The sequence below is a fragment of the Alistipes shahii WAL 8301 genome (assembly GCF_025145845.1).
In the GTDB taxonomy this organism is placed as follows: Bacteria; Bacteroidota; Bacteroidia; order Bacteroidales; family Rikenellaceae; genus Alistipes; species Alistipes shahii.
The window spans coordinates 493,968-512,828 of record NZ_CP102253.1; the positions used below are offsets into that span (position 1 = coordinate 493,968).

Genomic DNA, 18,861 nt, shown 5'->3' on the forward strand with positions numbered 1-18,861 from the left:
TTAGATGGTTATGTTGATACCGAAAGTGAACATACGCGGCTGGGGTACGGTAAGCCGGTCGACGCCGTAATACAACGGATTGAGATCCTTGCTGACATCCGGATCCCAGCCGGGATATTTCGAGATGAGGAACAGGTTGTCGCCCTGAAAGTAGATGCGGAGTCCTTTCATGCGGAGCTTCGACGTGATTGCCGCCGGGAATTCGTATCCCAGGACGAGGCTGCGGAGCCGAATGAAAGAGCCGTCGTGCAGGATACGCGATGAGTTGCGCACGTTGGGGGTCGCCCGGTTGAAGATGGCGCGCGGGTATTCGTTGGTGCTGCCCGGGCCCGTCCACCGGTTCTCGACCTGCGACGCCAGTACGTTCGACGTGTGGCTGAGACGCGCGGCGTTGATCATCCATTCGGCCAGCACCTTGTTGCCGTACTGGTAGGTGAAAAAGACGTCGAGACGCAGACCCTTCCACTTGAATGTATTGTTCCATCCGCCGAAGAACTTGGGGTTTGAAGAGCCCTGGATTACGCGGTCCTCGTCGGTGACTTGTCCGTCGTTGTTGACATCCCTCCATTTGACGTCGCCGGCCCGGATTCCGTCGGCATACTGCGGATCGGGAACCTCTCCGTCGTACTGGTAGATGCCGAGCTGTTCGAACACGTACCACGAACCCACTTCCTCGCCTGCGCGGAGGATGCGGTTGGAACCGATGATGTCCTCGCCCGTGAGCGACTTGATGATGTTCTTGTTGTGGGAGATGTTGAACTGCGAGAGCCAGGAGAAGTGCTTGCCGAAGTTGAAGTGGGTGTTGAGGGTGAATTCCACGCCCCGGTTACGGATCGATCCGATATTCGAGAGGGTCGAGGTCGTTCCCGTATGGGCAGCCACCGGCTTGTTGTAAAGCAGGTCGAATGTGTTTTTCTGGTAGATGTCGAAGATCATGTTGACCTTGCCTTTCAGGAAGGCCAGGTCGAATCCGACGTCATACTGGTCGGCCTTTTCCCAGCGAAGATTCCGGTTCCCGAAGTCGGACACCGCGATACCGCTTTGTCCTCCGTAGTTCTTGCCGCCGGACATCTTGGCGTGATAGGCCCAGGGGCTGATGCCCTCCTGGTTGCCGGTGCGTCCGTAGCTGGCGCGGAATTTCAGGTCGATGCCCGAGTCCTCCATGAAGGGCTCGTTGCCGAGGTTCCATCCGAACGAAACGGAGGGGAACCAGCCCCAGCGGTTCTCGGGGGCGAATTTCGACGAACCGTCCGTGCGCAATGTCGCGGTGAGCATGTAACGGTCTTTGTAGCCGGCGGTGATACGTCCGAAATAGGACTCCATCGCGTATTCGTTGAGCGTTCCGGTGACGTTGTAGAATTCCGCCGCTGCATTGACGATGTTGAACGACGGCGAGGGGAATCCGCGCACGTCGACGTAATTCTGCTTGCGGGTCACATCCTGATAGGAGTGGCCCAGCATGGCACTGAAATCGACGTCGCCGAACTTGTCGTTATAGTTGGCGTAGACCTCGAACGTGGTGTTGGGCACGTGGCGGTAAGCCTCCACCAGACGTCCCACGCCCGTACCGTAGGGATGGTTCTCGTTATAGTAGGTATAGTCGTAGGTGAAGCTCAGGTCGGCGTTGTAGTTGGCCTGAATTTGCAGTTTGTCGTCGAAAAAGTTGAACTTGGCGAAGAAATTGCCCAAGATGCGGTAATTCTCGATATAGGCGATCTGCTCGTCGAGGATCTGCACGGGGTTGTGGAACGTAAGTTGGGGAGTGCCGCCGGTGTAATATCCCCCCCCCGGTGTATAGACATGGTCGATAGGGCGCTGGTGAATCAGGCGTTCCAGGATCGACGAGCCGATGTTGGAGCCGGGAATCTGGTCGTTCTTCATATAATTGCCCGAAACGTTGGCGCCCACCTCCAGCCATTTGGCGAATTTCTGCGTCACTTTGGCCTTGAGGTTCGCCTTGCGCATGGCGTTGGTGCGGATGACGCCGGTCTGGTCGTTATAGCTTCCGCCCACGTAATAGGTGGTCTTGGCGTTGCCTCCAGACACGGAGACATCGACGTTGTAGCTCCGGCCCAGCTGCGTGCCGATCTTCATCCAGTCGGTGTCGGGCATCGTGCCGAAGGGGTTCTGAATGTGGACTTGGTAGTCTGCGTCCCCGACTTGATAACCGTACTGGCGGTTGTAGTTGTCGACGCCTTCGTTATAGGCTTCGATATACTGTTTTGAGTTGGCCATCTTCACCCTCCGGAGGTTGGGGAATTGCGAGATGCCCGCTTGGAAGTTGAGCCGAAGCGTGGCTTTTCCCTCGCGGCCCGACTTGGTGGTGATGAGCACCACGCCGTTGGAGGCCCGCGATCCGTAGATGGCGGCCGATGCCGCGTCTTTGAGGACTTCGATTGACTCGATGTCGTTGACGGCGATGGTCGCCATGGAACTCATGGTCTCTCCGAAGTTGAAGATATTGGCGTCTTCGTTGGTGATCGGAATGCCGTCGATAACGTAAAGGGGCTCGTTGCCCGCGCTGATCGAGGAGATACCCCGGATGCTCATACGTTCGCCCGAGCCGAGGTTTCCCGATCCCGTCGTGGAAATAACGCCGGCCACACGGCCTTGGAGCAGCTGTCCGGGGCTGGCCACCTGACGCTGGTTGTTCTCGTCGACCACCATCTTGCTGATGGCGCTCGACACCATGCCGCGGCGCTGGGTTCCGTAGCCGACCACCACGATATCGTCCACCAGTTTGGACTCTTCGTTGAGCACGACCGTCAACTGGTCCTTGTTCTGCGGCGTGACGACCACCGTGCGGGGTTCGTAGCCGAGGAACGAGATGTTGAGCGTCGCGGGAAGCGTGATGTCGCTCAGCTGGAATCCGCCCTGGATGCCGCTGGTGACGCCTTTGTTCGTGCCTGCGACGATGACGGTGGCTCCCGAAACGGGGGCGTTGTTCTTGTCCAGCACCCATCCGGTTATGGTCTCGGATTTGGGGGCCTGCTGCTTTTTTGCCGGGGCCCGGCGGATGAATACCTGCTGTCCGTCGATGGCGTAGGTGTTCTCGCTTCCTTCGAAGAGTTTGTCGAGGGTCTGGCGGATGGTGAGGTTGGTGGTTTTGAGGGTCACTTTGCGGGCCGAACTGAACAGCCCGTCGTAGTAAAAGAACGAGTAACCGCTGATCCGGCTGATCTCGTCGAGCGTTTCCGACATCGACTTGTTTTCGACCGAAACGGAAAATACTTTTCTTTCGCTCTGGGCTGATGCAGTCGACGAAAATGCCGGAATGCATAGGAGCGTCAGCAAAAGGGGCCGGAGTATCTTTGCGGCCCAAGTTTTAAAGTCCGGTTTTTTCTTCATATATTTGTAAAGTTATTTGATGGTTTACCTATTACCGTAATGTCAAATGACGCAGGGCAGGAGGTTTTAGCGGATCGCCTGCCTTGTTTTTTTTTGGGGGGGGGCTTTATCGTATTATCATAGGCAATTCAGGTTTTTCGGTTAGACTTAGGTCGGTTATCGGTGCAGCATATAGGTGCGTTTTTCGCTGTCCCACGTGTACTGAATCTGGGCGGTGTTACAGATTACATCGAGTACGCGGATGAGTTCGTCTTTGAGGATGAGTTCTCCGGAGCAGGTGAGCCCCGACGTCGAGAGATCGGCCACGATGTTGATGTTGTAGTATTTGGAGAGCCGTTTGACGATGGTGGCGATCTTTTCGTTGCGGAACTTGTAGTTGCCGTCCTTCCAGGAGACGTACTCCTCCACGTCGACCGCCGTGATGTAGTCGTGTTCCCCGGACGAGAAATACATCTGGTTCGGGGCGAGTTCCGATTTGCGGCCTTTGGCGTTGGTCACGGCGACCTTTCCGCCTACCAGCACCACCGACAACTCCTCCTCCTTTTCATAGGCGTTGACATTGAGGGTGGTTCCCAGAACCTCGATACCCGCGCGTTTGGTCTTGATCACGAACGGCCATGCCAGGTTATGGGCGATTTCGCCGTACACCTCTCCGTCGACGTAGATTTCCCTCCGGTCGCCGGCGAACTTTTCAGGGTAGATCACTTTCGTTCCGGCATTTATCCACAGCCGGCTGCTGTCGGCGAGGATCAGTGTCGAACGTTTGCCGTAGGGCACGGCTAGCAGGTTGAGCTTTCCCTGCTCCCGGTCTTGTCCGGCAATCTCCTGTTCGTTGATCGTCAGGCCATTCCGGCTGTAATCCACTCGAGCTTCGTCCCCCGGCATTTCGACCACCTTTTCGCCCAGAACCAGTTTGATATAGTTCGTATCCTCTGTATGGGCCAGTGTGCGGACGTCGGTGCCGTTTATGGTCGTCGTTCCGTTGTCCGGGCCCGTCAGAGGACGCAGTATGATGGCCACGGCGATACATGCCGCCGATGCTACCAGTGCGGCCGGCCACATCCATCTCTTCGCTGCCGGTGTGCGGCGCGACGCGGGACGCACACCGTTCACCGAATCCTCGATGCGTTCCCATAGTTTTTCAATACGTTCTTCGGGAACGTCGGTCCGATGGGGTGCCCTGTTTAGAGAGAGTAGGATATTGCGAGCTTCGCGGAAAACTTCTGGGTCGATGTTACCGTCGGCCAGTCGGCGCTCCCAGAATATTTGTGTTTCTTCCGTGGGATTGATGATGGACGAGATGAAAAAATCGTCTTGGAGCAGTTCCTCCGTGCTGATATGGGTGTAATCTCTTTTCATGCGTTATCGTTGGCTTCTGGTATAAGGACAAGGTGGAACCGGAAAAGTACTCCTTTTGCCGGCGAGAACGTTTACAGGGAGCTGAAAAGCAGTAACAGGAAAGCCCCGGAGAGATGGGGATAGATCTCGCGGATTTTCTTGATCGACGAATGGACCAGATTCTTGGCCGACTGGCTGTTGATCTCCATCATCGCTCCGATCTCGTTGTAGTGCATTTGCTCCACGAACCGATAGTAGACTGCTTGCTTCTGGCGTGCCGAGAGGTTCCTCTCCATTTCGGCGACGAGTTGTCTGGAACGGTCGCTCTCCTCCTTCCTGACGATCGTCTCTTCCAGGTCCGACTGGTCATGGAGTTGGCGGCAGACTGAAATGTCCATTCGAAACCGGAAACTCTTGCTGTTAGCATGGTTGAGCAAGGTGTTTTTGAGCGAGATGAGCAAGTAGAGTTTCACGTTCTTCAGTTCTGGTAGCCGTTCCCGGTTGACGTAGATGCGGACGAATATGTCGTGGATGGCATCCTCGATGATCTGCCTGTCGTCGCAGAAGTGCAGTCCGTAGAGGTACATCGGCCGGACATAGAGTTCATAGAGCCGGGCATAGGCCTCCCGGCTTCCGTTGACGAACGATTGCCACAAAGAATCCTGTACGATTATCTCCTTCTGGTACATCGGGGCACGCTATTGGGTTGTCGGATTTATCCAAAAATACGAAAATTTTACGGATATGGAAAAGGGATCATTCGGAATCGTGCTTCAGAACCAGTTCCACCGGGATGTGGTCGGAATAGGCGGCCGTGAAGTCGTCGGTGATATACCGGCAGCTCACGATCCGGTCCCGGAGGTCGGGGGAGACGTAGATAAAGTCGATGCGGCGTGTGAAGCCGTCTTTCCGGTAGTTCTCCCTGTCCGCCCACCCGGCGTCCACGAACCCGAAGTCGAGGATCGCCTGGCTGACAGCGAAGTCGAGTTGTCCGTCCGGGAGGTTGTTGTTGCGGGTGTGCACTTTCTCCTGCTCCTTTTTCCGTTGCAGGTATTTGCCGTCGGCATAGACCGCGCTGTCGAGGGGCGAAACCGTGTTGAAGTCGCCCATGATGATCCATTTCTCGAACAGACCGCTCTGTTTTACCGTTTCGAGAACGGTTCGGATCTCCCGGCGGCGGGCTTCGTACAGGTGAGGGTTCAGGTGCAGGACGATGACGTTGTATCCTTCGACCTTGCATTTGATGAAGCCATGCCACATGTTGTCGAGGACCTTGTCCACGTTGACGACGGGCGATTTGGAGGAGATCGACACCGGGAATTTCGTCCTCGATCCGACCGAACCCGGAATGAGTTTCGGGTCCTTGCTGATGACGGCGTAGTCGTGGCCGTATTCGGCGGCGAGCGTTTCGAGCGTGAACTGCGTGAAATCGTTGACCTCCTGCAGGGCCAGAATGTCCGGATTCTGCTGCCGGACCCATTCCGCGAACAGACGTTTTCCCTGGGTCGTATCCCTCCGCATCCCGTAAAGGATGTTGTAACAGATTATTTTCAGGTTTTTCGTTTCGCTCCGCGGGACGCAGGAGACGGACAGGCCTGCGCACGATGCCGTAAGGAGGATCGCTGCAGTGAGTTTTTGGATGGTTTTCATTGGGTCGGTAGTCTGGGTTATCTGTAATAAGGAACAATCATCTCCCGGAAAAGTACTTATTTTCCGAGAAAAATTGTTTTTCGAAAAATTTTCCGCTATTTCCCGCTGCGTTCCCGGATCAACGCCTGAAGCAGTTCGGGTTCATCCGTCGTGATGTAATCGACGCCCAGATTGAGGAAATACTCCATCTCTTCCCGTGTGTTCACCGTCCAGACATTTACTTCCAGCCCGAGAGCATGTGCTTCGGCGACCCAGTGTTCGTTGGCTTTGAGGATAGTGTTGCGGTAATCCATTCCGGCATATCCCCGCTCTTTGAGTTCTGCCGGGGTGAGGTCGCCGTTGAGGTGGAAGACCCGCGTTCCGGGCATCTGCCGGATGCACTCCGCTCCCAGTTCGTGGGCGAAGACGATGATTTCGGTGCGGTCGGCGACACCGTATTTTTCGAGCAGCCTTGCGACGAGCCCTACTTCGTAAGGGTATTTCGACTTGTCTTTGAGGTTCTTGATCTCCAGAATCAGCCGGGTTGCCGATGTTTTCCGCATGGCGCCGAGTATGGCTTCGAAAGAAGGAACGTACTCTCCGTTACTGAGTCTAGTCGCAAGGATATCTCCCGAGAGGGAGGTTTCCATGGCAAGGCCCTTGAATACCCGGTCGTGATTGGCGATAAGAACGCTGTCAGCCGTCAGCCACACGTCGAGTTCGGAGCCGTAACTGCTAATGGAGTCGGCTTTCAGGAAGGAGGTCACCGAGTTCTGGGCCGATCCTTCGGTTTTCCAGTAGCCACGGTGGGAGATGACCTTGGTTTGTACACCTTTGCCGGCCGTCTGGCCTATGGCGGGCATTATTGTGCTCAAGAGGAGCATCAGAAGAAATGTGCGTATAGTTCCGTTCATTTTTATGGTTTTTAGGTGGTTTATCATAAGGACAGCGAAGTGTGAAAAAAGTACTGATAAAAAATAGCATATTTTTTCTTCCCTGTTAACTAAAGTAATATAAATCGATAATCTTGCATTTGTATTCAGGGAAAGGGAAAACCGAATAAAAATGGCTAGTATCCCTGTTTTGCATTGTCACACAGATGTTTTCATTTATTGAGATATTGTTTGTTGTGGACAGAAGCATTGTAGTCACTGCGCAGCCTTTTTTACAAGGTTGAGAATCTCGATACTAAAGGCTTTCAATTCCCTCGTGCGCTGTTCCAATGCGGCGATCTGATGCGGGATTGCAATGTTGGAGAAGTGCGCATTGATGACCTTTACAATCTGATTATAGTTGTTGGCGAGTTTCTGAAACTGGAAATAAAAATCGTTCAGCCGGGCGACGAACTGCGTCTTCGACGGATCGCGTCTGACGACAACGAACTCCTCGGCGAAGATTCTTTTGACGATAAAACGGCTGCGGTTATGCTCCGATCCGGCTTTACAAAGCAACTCCTTGAAGCGAATATTTTGCTCTTCATTGAGCCGGAAAGAGTACTTATAACTCGCAGTTTCAGGCTTCCGGGCATTTCTGTTTGTCTGTTTACGATTGGTATCCATATATGGCTTAAAAAAGGGTCGCGACTCGGGAGAACGCCCAGCCTCGCAGAGCGAGCACCTTTATATGCCGAAAAACTTTTCGGCATACAAAGGTACAGCTCGCTGTTGTCTGGCGACAACAAAAATCCGCGCCGGAGAATCTCTGACCAAAGTTTCGAAAATCCTCCGTTGCGGCTTCCGGAGCCGGGTCGGTTCCCGGTGCAATATTACAACCGTTTCGGGGTGTCCCGTCCTGAAAAAGGTTTACAGTGATTGATAATTAAAGATAAACATTTTGGTTCAAAAAATATTGTCCTGATATAAGTTTACATATGCCTTCCGAACAACCGTCTTTCGGCCCCAATGATGTTTGAGTTTCCCGGTTCTAAGTTCCGCTTCCAAGGGCGTAAGCCAATCGCAGCTGGCATGAGGTCTGAGTGAATTGTAAAGGATAACGATCTGGTCGATGCGTTCTTTTGCTGCCTGAAAACTTTCAAAACATTCCTCGTCGATCCATTCGCTCTTCAGAATACCGTTCACCCGTTCGGCAACGGCATTCTCATACGGATCGCCCTTTTCAGTCATGCTGATGCGAATCCCATTATCGGTCAGCAATTTCACATATTCTTTCGAACAATATTGGCATCCTCTGTCCGAATGATGGATTAACCCTTGCCGTTTTTGCTGCGGAGTCTGGTCTATGGCCATCCTCAGTGCACGGAGCGCTCCGTCCCGTTCCAATGTCGTATTCAGATCATAGCCTACGATCCGTTTGGAATAGGCATCCGTTATCAAAGCCAGATATGCAAATCCTTCTTTCAAAGAAATGTACGTAATATCTCCGACCCATAAACGATGCGGCCGCTCGAGGTCGAAACCCCGGATCAGATTCGGATATTTACGCATCCAGTGCCGCGAGCAGGTCGTAACGCTGTATTTCTTCCGACGTTTGACCAGAAGATTGTTTTCCGAAAGCAGCGTAAATAACCGATCCCGACTGACCGGAAATCCGTCTTGTTGCAGCAAATGCCACAGTTTACGACCGCCGAGCCTGGGCATCAGTTTCCGGTAGTAACCCACCCGCTCCAAAAGAAGGGTGTCGGACAAAGATCCTTCCCTATTACGCCGTAAATGTTTATAATAGGCCTGACGGGTATAGCCGAACAACCCGCACAGAAACGATAGGCTCATTGCTGTGTGTCTTTCTTTGAGACGCTGGACTGTCCGGCTGCGGATTTTTTTAGCAGGTCGATACCGTATTCTTCTTGGAGGATATCTCCCATGATCTCATAGCCTTCCAGACGTAATAAAGCCTCTTCCAAGCGCCGCCGAAGGGCTTTGTTCTCGGATAATAATTCACTGGCTTCTTCACTAGTAACGCGGGACATGATCGGATAAGGATTAGGGGTACTCACAAAGCTACAACTATTTTTCGCTTTCCAGCGCTGACCCATCTTATGAATCGTAGACATGGGAATACCATGTTCTTCGGAGAGTTGGCGAGCCGTCTTGACTCCGCTCAAATACTCCTGTAAAATCAGATGACGCAACTGACGCGGTAAATAATGACGCGATAAGTCTGAATTCGTTGTTTGCTGCATAAGATTTACTCTTTTCTGTAAACCTTTTTCAGGACGGGACAGGGCAAAAAAAATCCATCGGTGCGGACTGGAGCGGTCTGGAGCGGACATCGGAACCAAGGTATTTCACCCGGTTGTATCTTGCAGCATGAAAGGTCGGTTTTCTTATTCCGTTCATTATCCCGATATAAACCGCATGAAACGGGAAACGGTATTTTGAATGGTTTAAAACATAAAACCGAACACACATGCTTTACGACTGCAAAACGAACATTCAATCTTAAAAATGTTGTACCATGGATTCATTAAAAGAAAAAGACAAACTCGCACCCAAACCTTTAAAGTGTCCCCATATCGAGGTCGACGAAGAGATGATGCGTCGGATGATCGCCGGACTGGTTCCTATGGATTCGCCGGCCGTTATCCCGATATAAACCGCATGAAACGGAAAACGATATTTTGAATGGTTTAAAACATAAAACCAAACATACACGCTTTACGACCGTATAGCTAACAATCAATCTCAAAAACGTTGCACCATGGATTCATTGAAAGAAACAGACAAACCTGCACCCAATCCTTCTAAACATCCCCGTATCGAAGTCGACGAGGAGTTGATGCGTCAGATGATCGCCGGACAGGCCCCTTTGGATTCGAAAGTCGTCCGCAGGATTCCCGAACCGGAAGAGGAAGATACGGACACTCCCGAGGGAAACACATCGGAAACGGTATCCGGAGCATCGGCACCGACTGCTGAGAAAACAGACGTCGACACCCAAACGACTACTGGAAAGGAGTCGGCCGGATTCCGGCGTAAAAAGCTCGCGCTTCCGGATTTCGAACGCATGTTCTTCGCTCCGGTGGATTGCCGTAATCGCTCTGCGATCTATGTCAGTACCCAAACCAAGTGCAAAGTGTCGGCAATCCTCCACCTGCTGGGAGACGATACGACAAGGCTTACGGCATTGGCCGACAATATGCTGCGGTTCGTCATGGACATTTACAGCGACGAGTTGAATTATCTCCACGAGAAGAAGAACAACAGACGGCCGTTTTGAAAAAGCGGGGTATTTCGACGGCAGATAGCAGGACGGAAGGGGCCGTCGAACGGGCAGGCCGCTCGCGGCTGAACATCAGAACCGGATCGTCAGGAGCCGCAGAATGTCGCCTTTTCCGACGGTAGCGACCAGCAAAACGCCGGGGATGGAAATATGCAAGGCTCGCCCCTCGGGCGATTCGCATGGCCTTGCATATTTCCATCTCTGACGATAAATTCCCTGCCGGCGGGAAAACTTACATCGAAAATTACCCTGCTATTGACGAAGCAAGATCGGAAATCGAACTAGCTGTAAGATCGTAGGCCATTACTGTGCGACCTTGAAGACGCTGCTGAGTTTCTCGCTTAATGCCGCCATATCCTGTCCGATTTTATCATTGGTGATCTTAGCATAGATTTGGGTCGTGGTGATCCGCTTATGCCCCAGCATCTTGCTGACCGTTTCCAGCGGTACGCCCTGCGTGAGCGTAACCGTCGTGGCGAAGGTATGCCGCGCTGTATAAGTAATATTTAGAAATGCAATAAAAAACAGAATGACGATAATTAAACGTAAAACGTTTATAATTAAGCATTTTGCGAGAATTGCAGAACAGACAGACCTGCAAAAGAAAACAAAATATTGCGACGTTTCAGTTACCAGACTGTTAGCCGTCTGTTTCGGAAACGACGGCAGGTAACCGAATTTTTACCGATAAGAACAAAGCGGATTTGTATTCACTGTTTCTCAATGTTTTGCATGCCAAAGGACGCTTTTCAAAGGAGTATTTTTACAACCTAAAAAAGAGCGTTATGAAAGTGGAAAAATTCAAGGTGCTGCTCTACCTGAAAAAGAGCGAGCCGGACAAGACCGGCAAAGCCCCGATCATGGGACGGATCACCCTCAACCGCACGATGGCGCAGTTCAGCTGCAAGCTCTCCTGCACCCCCGGGCTGTGGAACGCGCGTGAGAGCCGGCTGAACGGCAAGAGCCGGGAAGCGGTGGAGACCAATGAAAAAATAGAAAGACTGCTGCTTGCCGTACACTCGGCCTTCAATTCCCTCATGGAAAGAAAAAGGGATTTCGATGCCGCCGCGGTCAGGGACATGTTCCAGGGCAATGCGGGCATGCAGATGACCCTGCTCAAACTTCTCGACCGGCATAACGGGGAAATGAAGGCCCGTGTCGGTGTGGACCGTGCGCCCACCACACTCTCGACCTACCTCTTCACCTACCGCACGCTTTCCGAATTCATCAAGGCGAAATTCAAGGTTCCGGACCTTGTCTTCGGGCAGCTCAACGAGCAGTTCATCCGCGACTATCAGGATTTCATCCTTCTGGAAAAGGGATATGCCGTGGACACGCTTCGCGGCTACCTGGCCATCTTGAAAAAGATCTGCCGCATCGCCTACAAGGAGGGCCACTCGGAGAAATACCATTTCTGCCACTTCAAGCTGCCCAAGCAGAAGGAGACAACACCGAAAGCACTCAGCCGTGAGAATTTCGAGAAGCTGCGTGATCTGGAGATACCGGAAAAACGCAGGTCACATGTCATCACCCGGGACCTCTTCCTCTTCGCCTGTTACACCGGCACCGCCTATGCCGATGCGGTAAGCATCACCCGGAAGAACCTCTTCCGGGATGACGAGGGCAGCCTCTGGCTGAAATACCAGCGAAAGAAAACCGACTACCTCGGACGTGTCAAGCTGCTTCCGGAAGCCGTCGCGTTGATTGAGAAATACCGGGACGATACCCGCGAGACTCTTTTCCCGCCGCAGGACTACCACACGCTCAGGGCCAATATGAAATCCCTGCGCCTGATGGCAGGGCTGAGCCAGGACCTTGTCTACCACATGGGACGGCATTCTTTCGCCTCGCTGGTCACGCTCGAGGAGGGAGTGCCGATAGAGACCATCTGCAAAATGCTGGGACACTCCAACATAAAGACCACCCAGATATACGCGCGCGTAACCCCGAAGAAGCTGTTCGAGGACATGGACAGGTTCGTCGAGGCAACCCGCGATTTGAAACTTATCCTTTAATCCCTAAACAATCATTATCATGCGCAGTACATTCAAGCTCTTATTCTACATCAACCGTAACAAGGTGAAATCGGACGGCACGACCGCCGTCCTCTGCCGGATCAGCATCGACGGAAAGAAATCGGCAGTCACGACAGGCGTCTATTGCAAACCCGGGGACTGGGACAGCAAGAAGTGTGAAATCAAAACAGCCAGGGAGAACAACCGCCTTGCCGCCTTCCGCAGCCGGTTGGAAGAGGCGTACGGGAACCTGCTGAGGAACCAGGGAGTGGTCACGGCCGAACTGCTCAAGACCACCGTGTCAGGCGCCAATTCCGTACCGGAATACCTCCTGCAGGCCGGAGAGGTGGAACGCGAACGGCTCAGGGTCCGCTCCAAGGAGATCAACTCCACTTCCACCTACCGCCAGTCGAAGACCACCCAGCTCAACCTCAGGCAGTTCATCGAATCCCGCGGGATGAAGGACATCGCCTTTTCGGACATCACCGAGGAGTTCGCCGAATCGTTCAAGGTCTTTCTCAAGAAGGAGCTGGGACACAGGAACGGACACGTGAACCACTGCCTGTGCTGGCTCAACCGGCTCATCTACATCGCCGTGGACCGGGAAATACTAAGAGCCAATCCGATAGAGGACGTGGCATACGAGAGGAAAGAAACACCTAAACTAAGGCATATCAGCCGCAGTGAACTGAAGCGGATGATGGAAACCCCGCTGCCCGACCCGATGATGGAGCTGGCACGCAGGACGTTCATCTTCTCCTCGCTGACCGGTCTGGCCTACGCGGATACGAGGGCTCTCCATCCCCGTCACATCGGAACGACTTCGGAAGGAAGAAGGTATATCCGCATCCGCCGCGCCAAAACGGACGTGGAGGCGTTCATCCCGCTGCATCCCATAGCCGGACAGATACTGGAGCTTTACAACACCACGGATGACGACAGGCCGGTATTCCCGCTGCCGGTCCGCGACGTCCTCTGGTATGAGGTACATGGAATGGGCGTGGCATTAGGCATGAAAGAGAACCTGTCCTACCACATGGCCCGGCATTCGTTCGGGACCCTGACACTGACCGCAGGTATTCCGATAGAGAGCATCGCCAGGATGATGGGCCATACGAACATCGACAGCACGCAGGTCTACGCCCAGGTCACCGACCGGAAGATATCCTCGGACATGAACCGGCTGATGGAAAGAAGAAAGCCCGCGGCCGGCAAGGAAGCCGCAGGCTAAATAAAAACTGCCGCCGGAATCGTAAATGCAATTCCGGCGACAATCCTTAAACTTAAATACGATATTATACCAATGCAGGGTGATAGTTCTCCTCCAGCAGCCTCTCGATGTCCGACTGCCTGTACAGGATCTTCCCGCCAAGCTGGATATAGGGAATCCGTCCTTGGTCCCTGTAATCCTGCAGGCACCTGCGGCTGATCTTCAACATCCCGGAAAGCTCCCTGTCGGTCAGGAACCGTTCCCCGTTGAAGGGAGGACGGTTGTCACGGGCAAGACGTTCCACTTTTTTCTCCATGTCGTCCAGCAGGGCAAAGAACCTGCGGACACGTTCGTTCTCCTTGTCGATAATGCCTTCCATCTCTTCCGCTCTTTAAAGGTTTCCGTTCTTCCTTCTTTCTCTCACCTCCTTCTCCTTGCGTCTGATGCCGACGTAGGCCATCAGCTTCTCCACATCCCCGGGCTTGTAATAGAACTTGCGCTGGAGGCGGGTGAACGCCAGCCGTCCGGTATCGCGGAGAGTCTGCAGGGTACGCGGCGAGATGTCAAGGCGCAGGCAGACATCCTGGCCGTCCAGTCACTCTCCGGGTTCCTTACAGCGGTTTCTCTCATACAATCTGTCCACACGTGCGGACAGGTTCTCGGCGCGCGCCAGCATCCTCTCAAGGACACCGGCCTCGATGTAGCATATTTCCATATTTTCAACTCGTTTAAATATCAGTGCGAATATAAGGGAAGAAACCATGAGAGGCAAGCACGACCGGCACACTGGCAGGAATAGTCATGGATAGTCGGTTTTTGTCATATGGGAAGGAAAAAGAAAGCCGAAGCAGGTCTGGATCCACTACCCCCTTTGGGTATGTGAAAGGAACGTTGTGGTGAAAGAAAAAACTCCTTTTCACACATGGATGAGGCAATGCCGGAAGTCCGGCAATAAAAAATGTGGCTTCTCTATCCGGGTAAATGCCATGATTACAGACTTCTTCCTGTTCCTATACCATCAGGTCGGTTACCTTCAGGTTAACAACTTATCCAACCTGTGATAGATCCGGATGTGAAAAGATTACTTTGGCTGGCTATTACAATATAATAAGTAGAATCATGTCAAATCTACTGCTGCTATTGTTTGTTGATAATGGCTGGCAGTAGAACAAACTTTCGTTAAACCAATACGTTCATTCTTTATTATCAAGTTTTTAGACTACCTTTGTATTTTATTAACTCATTTACCAAACATTATGGGACTACTCAAACCGAATCAAGTTTTGAACAAAGCATATAGACAGGTTGCGATTGAAACAACAGATTTTGACTTATTCAAAAATGCCCTTCGCACATTGAGAGACAATATTGTGGATGGGCAAAGAGAACACACGCAAAAAGAACATTTACGTAATTTTCTGAGTGAAACGTTCTACAAGCCATACTACATGGCTCCCGAAGAAGATATTGATTTGGCTATCCGATTGGATAAAACTATCAAGTCCAATATAGGGTTATTGATTGAAGTAAAGAGTACCACCAACAAAGGTGAGATGATTTCTAATGACAATCTTAATCGTAAGGCTTTGCAGGAATTATTGCTATACTATCTTAAAGAACGTGTCAATAAGAAGAACAATGATATTAAATATCTCATCGCTACTAATATTCATGAATTCTTTATTTTTGATGCCCATGAGTTTGAACGCAAATTCTATCAGAACAAACAATTACGTCGTGAGTTTCAAGACTTTGTGGATGGACGCAAAACCAGTAACAAAACCGATTTCTTCTATACTGAAATTGCAACAACCTATATTGAGGAGGTGAAAGATAGCCTTGAATACACTTACTTCAACTTACAAGACTATCAACACCTGCTTGATAGAACAGACGGTAGCGCTTCACGCAAACTTATCGAACTTTATAAGATATTCAGCGATACACATCTTTTGAAGCTATCGTTCCAAAATGACAGCAATTCGCTCAACCGTGGATTCTACACTGAGCTGCTACACATTATTGGTATTGAGGAACGCAAAGAGAATAATAAAACCGTGATTGTACGCAAAGCTGTGGAACGGCGTGACGAGGCTTCATTACTAGAGAATACTATTAACCAACTGGATGCAGAAGATTGTTTGCGTCACATAAATGGTAGTTTGTATGGGAATGATTATGAGGAACGGTTATTCAATGTTGCAATGGAATTGTGTATTACTTGGATGAATCGTATCCTTTTCTTGAAACTGTTGGAGGCTCAGATGTTGAAATACCACAATGGAGATGCAATCTATAAATTTCTTTCAATAACTAAGATTCATGACTATGATGATCTCAACACACTCTTTTTCCAAGTGCTTGCACGTGACATGGGCAGTCGCACACACTCCATTATGCGTGATTTTGCTTACGTTCCCTATCTTAACAGTTCTCTTTTCGAGGTGACAGATTTGGAAAGTAAAACAATTAAGATAAACAGCCTTTCACAACGTACGGTACTTCCTGTCTTGGCGAGTAGCGTATTACGAAATAAAAAACGCAATCTACAAGTCAACGCATTACCCACCCTGCAATATTTGTTTGCTTTTCTCGACGCTTATAACTTTGCGAGCGAAGGCAGTGAAGAAGTGCAAGAAGAGGCTAAAACACTCATCAATGCTTCTGTTTTAGGGCTTATATTCGAGAAAATAAATGGTCACAAGGATGGTTCAGTATTCACTCCAGGCTTTATCACTATGTTCATGTGCCGTGAAGCAATCACCAAGACCGTGTTGCAAAAGTTTAATGGTTATTATGGCTGGAATTGTACCACCCGTATAGAACTATACAACCATATTGACAATATAGTCGAAGCTAATGAACTAATTAACAGTTTGCGACTGTGTGATCCAGCTGTTGGTTCGGGTCACTTTCTTGTGTCTGCTCTCAATGAACTGATACTCTTGAAATACGAATTAGGTATTTTGGTAGATGCTACCGGTAAGCGTATCCGCAAAGCGGACTATCAACTTGCCATTGAAAATGACGAGCTGATTGTTACCGATACCGAAGGTAATTTATTTGCTTACAACCCACTCAATGCGGAAAGTCGCCGCATGCAGGAAACTCTTTTCAAGGAGAAGCGTCAAATCATTGAGAACTGTTTATTTGGCGTTGATATTAACCCCAACTCTGTGAAGATTTGCCGCCTACGACTGTGGATTGAATTGTTGAAGAATGCTTACTATACGGCTGAAAGTAATTACACTTATTTAGAAACCTTACCAAATATCGACATTAACATCAAATGTGGAAATTCTTTGCTTCACCGATTCGCTTTGACAGACAGTATTCAGACCGTACTGCGAGAGTCTAGTATCAGCATCAGCCAATATAAGGAGGCTGTAGCTAAATATAAAAATGCCCAAAGTAAAAGCGAAAAGCAGGATTTGGAAACGTTTATAACAGAAATCAAGTCGAAACTGAAAACAGAGATCAACCGCCGGGATGCACGATTGGTTAGATTGAACAAACGCCGCTCTGAGTTGGCAAACTTACAAGCGCCTCAACTGTTTGAACCGACAAAAAAGGAAAAGAAAGCGTCGGACAAGCGCATTGCCGATTTAAAGAAAGAAATTGCGACTTTAGAAAATATATTTGAGGAAATACGCTCCAACAAAATTTATCTTGGTGCATTCGAATGGCGTATAGAGTTTCCAGAAGTACTCGATGCCGAAGGCAACTTCTTGGGATTTGACTGTATCATTGGCAATCCACCTTACATTCAGTTACAATCTATGGGTAAGAGTGCCGATGTATTAGAATGCATGGGTTACATAACTTATGCACGCACTGGTGATATTTACTGCCTCTTCTATGAGTTGGGTATGAACCTGCTTACTCCCAATGGTTTTCTTTGCTATATCACGTCTAATAAATGGATGCGTGCAGGGTATGGTGAAGCCTTGCGAGGTTATTTCGCAAGCAAGACCAATCCTATTATGTTGGTAGATTTTGCAGGTATAAAAATATTCGATGCAATAACGGTAGAAGCAAATATTCTTTTATCTCAAAAAGCAGCAAATATTTTTAACACACAAGCTTGTTTGGTACAAGATTCGAATGGCTTGAATAATTTGAGCGATTTCGTGCAGCAACAAGGCGTGAAGTGTAACTTTGCAGATTCTATCCCATGGGTGATATTGTCTCCCATTGAACAGAGCATCAAGCAGAAGATTGAGTCTGTGGGAATACCCTTGAAGGATTGGAACATCCAAATCAACTATGGGATAAAAACTGGTTTCAATGATGCTTTTATCATTTCTACCGAAAAGCGTGATGAGATACTAGCGAATTGTCAAACAGAAGATGAACGTGTTCGGACGGCTGAACTTATACGACCGATTCTTCGTGGCAGGGATATCAAGAGATATGAATATGAATGGGCGGACTTGTGGATTATAGCCACATTTCCTTCGCGGCATTATGATATAGAAAGTTATCCTGCGGTGAAAAATTATCTTCTGTCAATTGGCATAGAGCGTTTAGAACAAACAGGAGAAACTCATATTGTTAATGGCAAAAAAATAAAAGCCCGAAAGAAAACTAGTAACGAGTGGTTTGAAACACAAGATAGCATCAGTTATTGGGAGGATTTTTCTAAGCCAAAAATCATATGGGGAGAAATATCTGATAAATCAAAATTTGCTTTCGACTTTTTGGGAGAATATATACCAGAAGCAACTTCTTTTTACATGAAAGGCGAGTGTATTGAATACCTTTTGTCTGCTTTAAATTCGTCCGTGTCTGAATGGTTGTTTTCTAAAGTAGGGACAACTACAGGAGTAGGGACTATTAGATGGAAAAAGTATACCATAGAACAGCTTATTGTTGCTAAGCTATCTACTGAACAACTAAATACTCATCTTGCTGCTTTCAATGATTTGAAAGTAGGCAAGATGAGCATTACGGATTTTGAATGTTTTAGCAATAAGTTGATGTATGATGTTTATAAACTTACCTCAGATGAAATTCAATATATTGAAAACCAGCAAATTGTCTAAATAGACTTTCGGAGTGAAGAAACAAATGAATGTAGAAAATTAGTTTCTTCACTCGTGAATCCATATATCATTGAAACCAAACCCTCTATTTTAGAGT

At 49.7% G+C, this 18,861-nt stretch carries 15 protein-coding genes and 1 pseudogene; 5 read left to right on the top strand and 11 right to left on the bottom strand.

Features of this window, described 5'->3' with window-relative positions; translation table 11 throughout:
• From NQ492_RS02125 to NQ492_RS02160, 8 genes and pseudogenes are all read right to left on the bottom strand, one after another.
• Positions 1-3,201 carry a TonB-dependent receptor gene (locus NQ492_RS02125; protein ID WP_044054016.1) on the bottom strand — a complete coding sequence of 1,067 codons (3,201 nt, stop codon included), beginning with the start codon at positions 3,199-3,201 and terminating at the stop codon, positions 1-3.
• A gap of 303 nt (positions 3,202-3,504) precedes the next feature.
• Entirely contained in the window at positions 3,505-4,707 is a 1,203-nt protein-coding gene (locus tag NQ492_RS02130) for a FecR domain-containing protein (protein ID WP_015546280.1), read from the bottom strand.
• Positions 4,708-4,778: 71 nt separating this feature from the next.
• Complete coding sequence (locus NQ492_RS02135) at positions 4,779-5,375, bottom strand: RNA polymerase sigma factor (protein WP_015546279.1); 597 nt, start codon at positions 5,373-5,375, stop codon at positions 4,779-4,781.
• Between the two features lie 67 nt (positions 5,376-5,442).
• Positions 5,443-6,336, bottom strand: a complete 894-nt coding sequence (locus NQ492_RS02140) for an endonuclease/exonuclease/phosphatase family protein (RefSeq protein WP_015546278.1) — start codon at positions 6,334-6,336, stop codon at positions 5,443-5,445.
• A gap of 95 nt (positions 6,337-6,431) precedes the next feature.
• Positions 6,432-7,229, bottom strand: a complete 798-nt coding sequence (locus tag NQ492_RS02145; RefSeq protein WP_231839862.1) for a glycerophosphodiester phosphodiesterase — start codon at positions 7,227-7,229, stop codon at positions 6,432-6,434.
• A 234-nt stretch (positions 7,230-7,463) separates the two neighbouring features.
• Positions 7,464-7,960 (bottom strand): annotated as a pseudogene (locus tag NQ492_RS02150) (plasmid mobilization protein).
• Between the two features lie 193 nt (positions 7,961-8,153).
• Positions 8,154-9,044 carry an IS3 family transposase gene (locus NQ492_RS02155; protein ID WP_014774758.1) on the bottom strand — a complete coding sequence of 297 codons (891 nt, stop codon included), beginning with the start codon at positions 9,042-9,044 and terminating at the stop codon, positions 8,154-8,156.
• Positions 9,041-9,544, bottom strand: coding sequence for a hypothetical protein (locus NQ492_RS02160; protein WP_259873569.1), 504 nt, complete (start codon positions 9,542-9,544; stop codon positions 9,041-9,043). Before NQ492_RS02160 ends, NQ492_RS02155 begins: the two co-directional genes overlap by 4 nt.
• Before the next feature lie 185 nt (positions 9,545-9,729).
• On the opposite strand from NQ492_RS02160, the gene NQ492_RS02165 reads away from it, so the two are divergent.
• Both NQ492_RS02165 and NQ492_RS02170 read left to right on the top strand, forming a co-directional pair.
• The gene (locus tag NQ492_RS02165; protein ID WP_015546617.1) at positions 9,730-9,867 is read left to right on the top strand and encodes a hypothetical protein; all 138 of its coding nucleotides are present in this window, start codon (positions 9,730-9,732) and stop codon (positions 9,865-9,867) included.
• Between the two features lie 105 nt (positions 9,868-9,972).
• The gene (locus NQ492_RS02170; protein ID WP_149886948.1) at positions 9,973-10,491 is read left to right on the top strand and encodes a DUF3408 domain-containing protein; all 519 of its coding nucleotides are present in this window, start codon (positions 9,973-9,975) and stop codon (positions 10,489-10,491) included.
• Positions 10,492-10,797: 306 nt separating this feature from the next.
• On the opposite strand, the gene NQ492_RS02175 is transcribed toward NQ492_RS02170, so the two are convergent.
• Entirely contained in the window at positions 10,798-11,073 is a 276-nt protein-coding gene (locus NQ492_RS02175) for a tyrosine-type recombinase/integrase (protein ID WP_310592086.1), read from the bottom strand.
• Between the two features lie 206 nt (positions 11,074-11,279).
• On the opposite strand from NQ492_RS02175, the gene NQ492_RS02180 reads away from it, so the two are divergent.
• Positions 11,280-12,509 (top strand): site-specific integrase, encoded by a 1,230-nt coding sequence (locus NQ492_RS02180; RefSeq protein ID WP_004311259.1) that lies wholly within the window; start codon positions 11,280-11,282, stop codon positions 12,507-12,509.
• A 19-nt stretch (positions 12,510-12,528) separates the two neighbouring features.
• Entirely contained in the window at positions 12,529-13,740 is a 1,212-nt protein-coding gene (locus NQ492_RS02185; RefSeq protein ID WP_004311260.1) for a site-specific integrase, read from the top strand.
• 64 nt (positions 13,741-13,804) lie between these two features.
• On the opposite strand, the gene NQ492_RS02190 is transcribed toward NQ492_RS02185, so the two are convergent.
• Positions 13,805-14,098 (bottom strand): helix-turn-helix domain-containing protein, encoded by a 294-nt coding sequence (locus NQ492_RS02190; RefSeq protein WP_004311261.1) that lies wholly within the window; start codon positions 14,096-14,098, stop codon positions 13,805-13,807.
• Between the two features lie 12 nt (positions 14,099-14,110).
• A complete protein-coding gene (locus NQ492_RS02195) occupies positions 14,111-14,314 on the bottom strand; it encodes a helix-turn-helix domain-containing protein (protein ID WP_083810220.1) in 204 nt (67 codons plus the stop codon).
• Positions 14,315-14,975: 661 nt separating this feature from the next.
• On the opposite strand from NQ492_RS02195, the gene NQ492_RS02200 reads away from it, so the two are divergent.
• The gene (locus tag NQ492_RS02200; protein WP_015547181.1) at positions 14,976-18,764 is read left to right on the top strand and encodes a type IIG restriction enzyme/methyltransferase; all 3,789 of its coding nucleotides are present in this window, start codon (positions 14,976-14,978) and stop codon (positions 18,762-18,764) included.
• Positions 18,765-18,861: the final 97 nt, after the last annotated feature.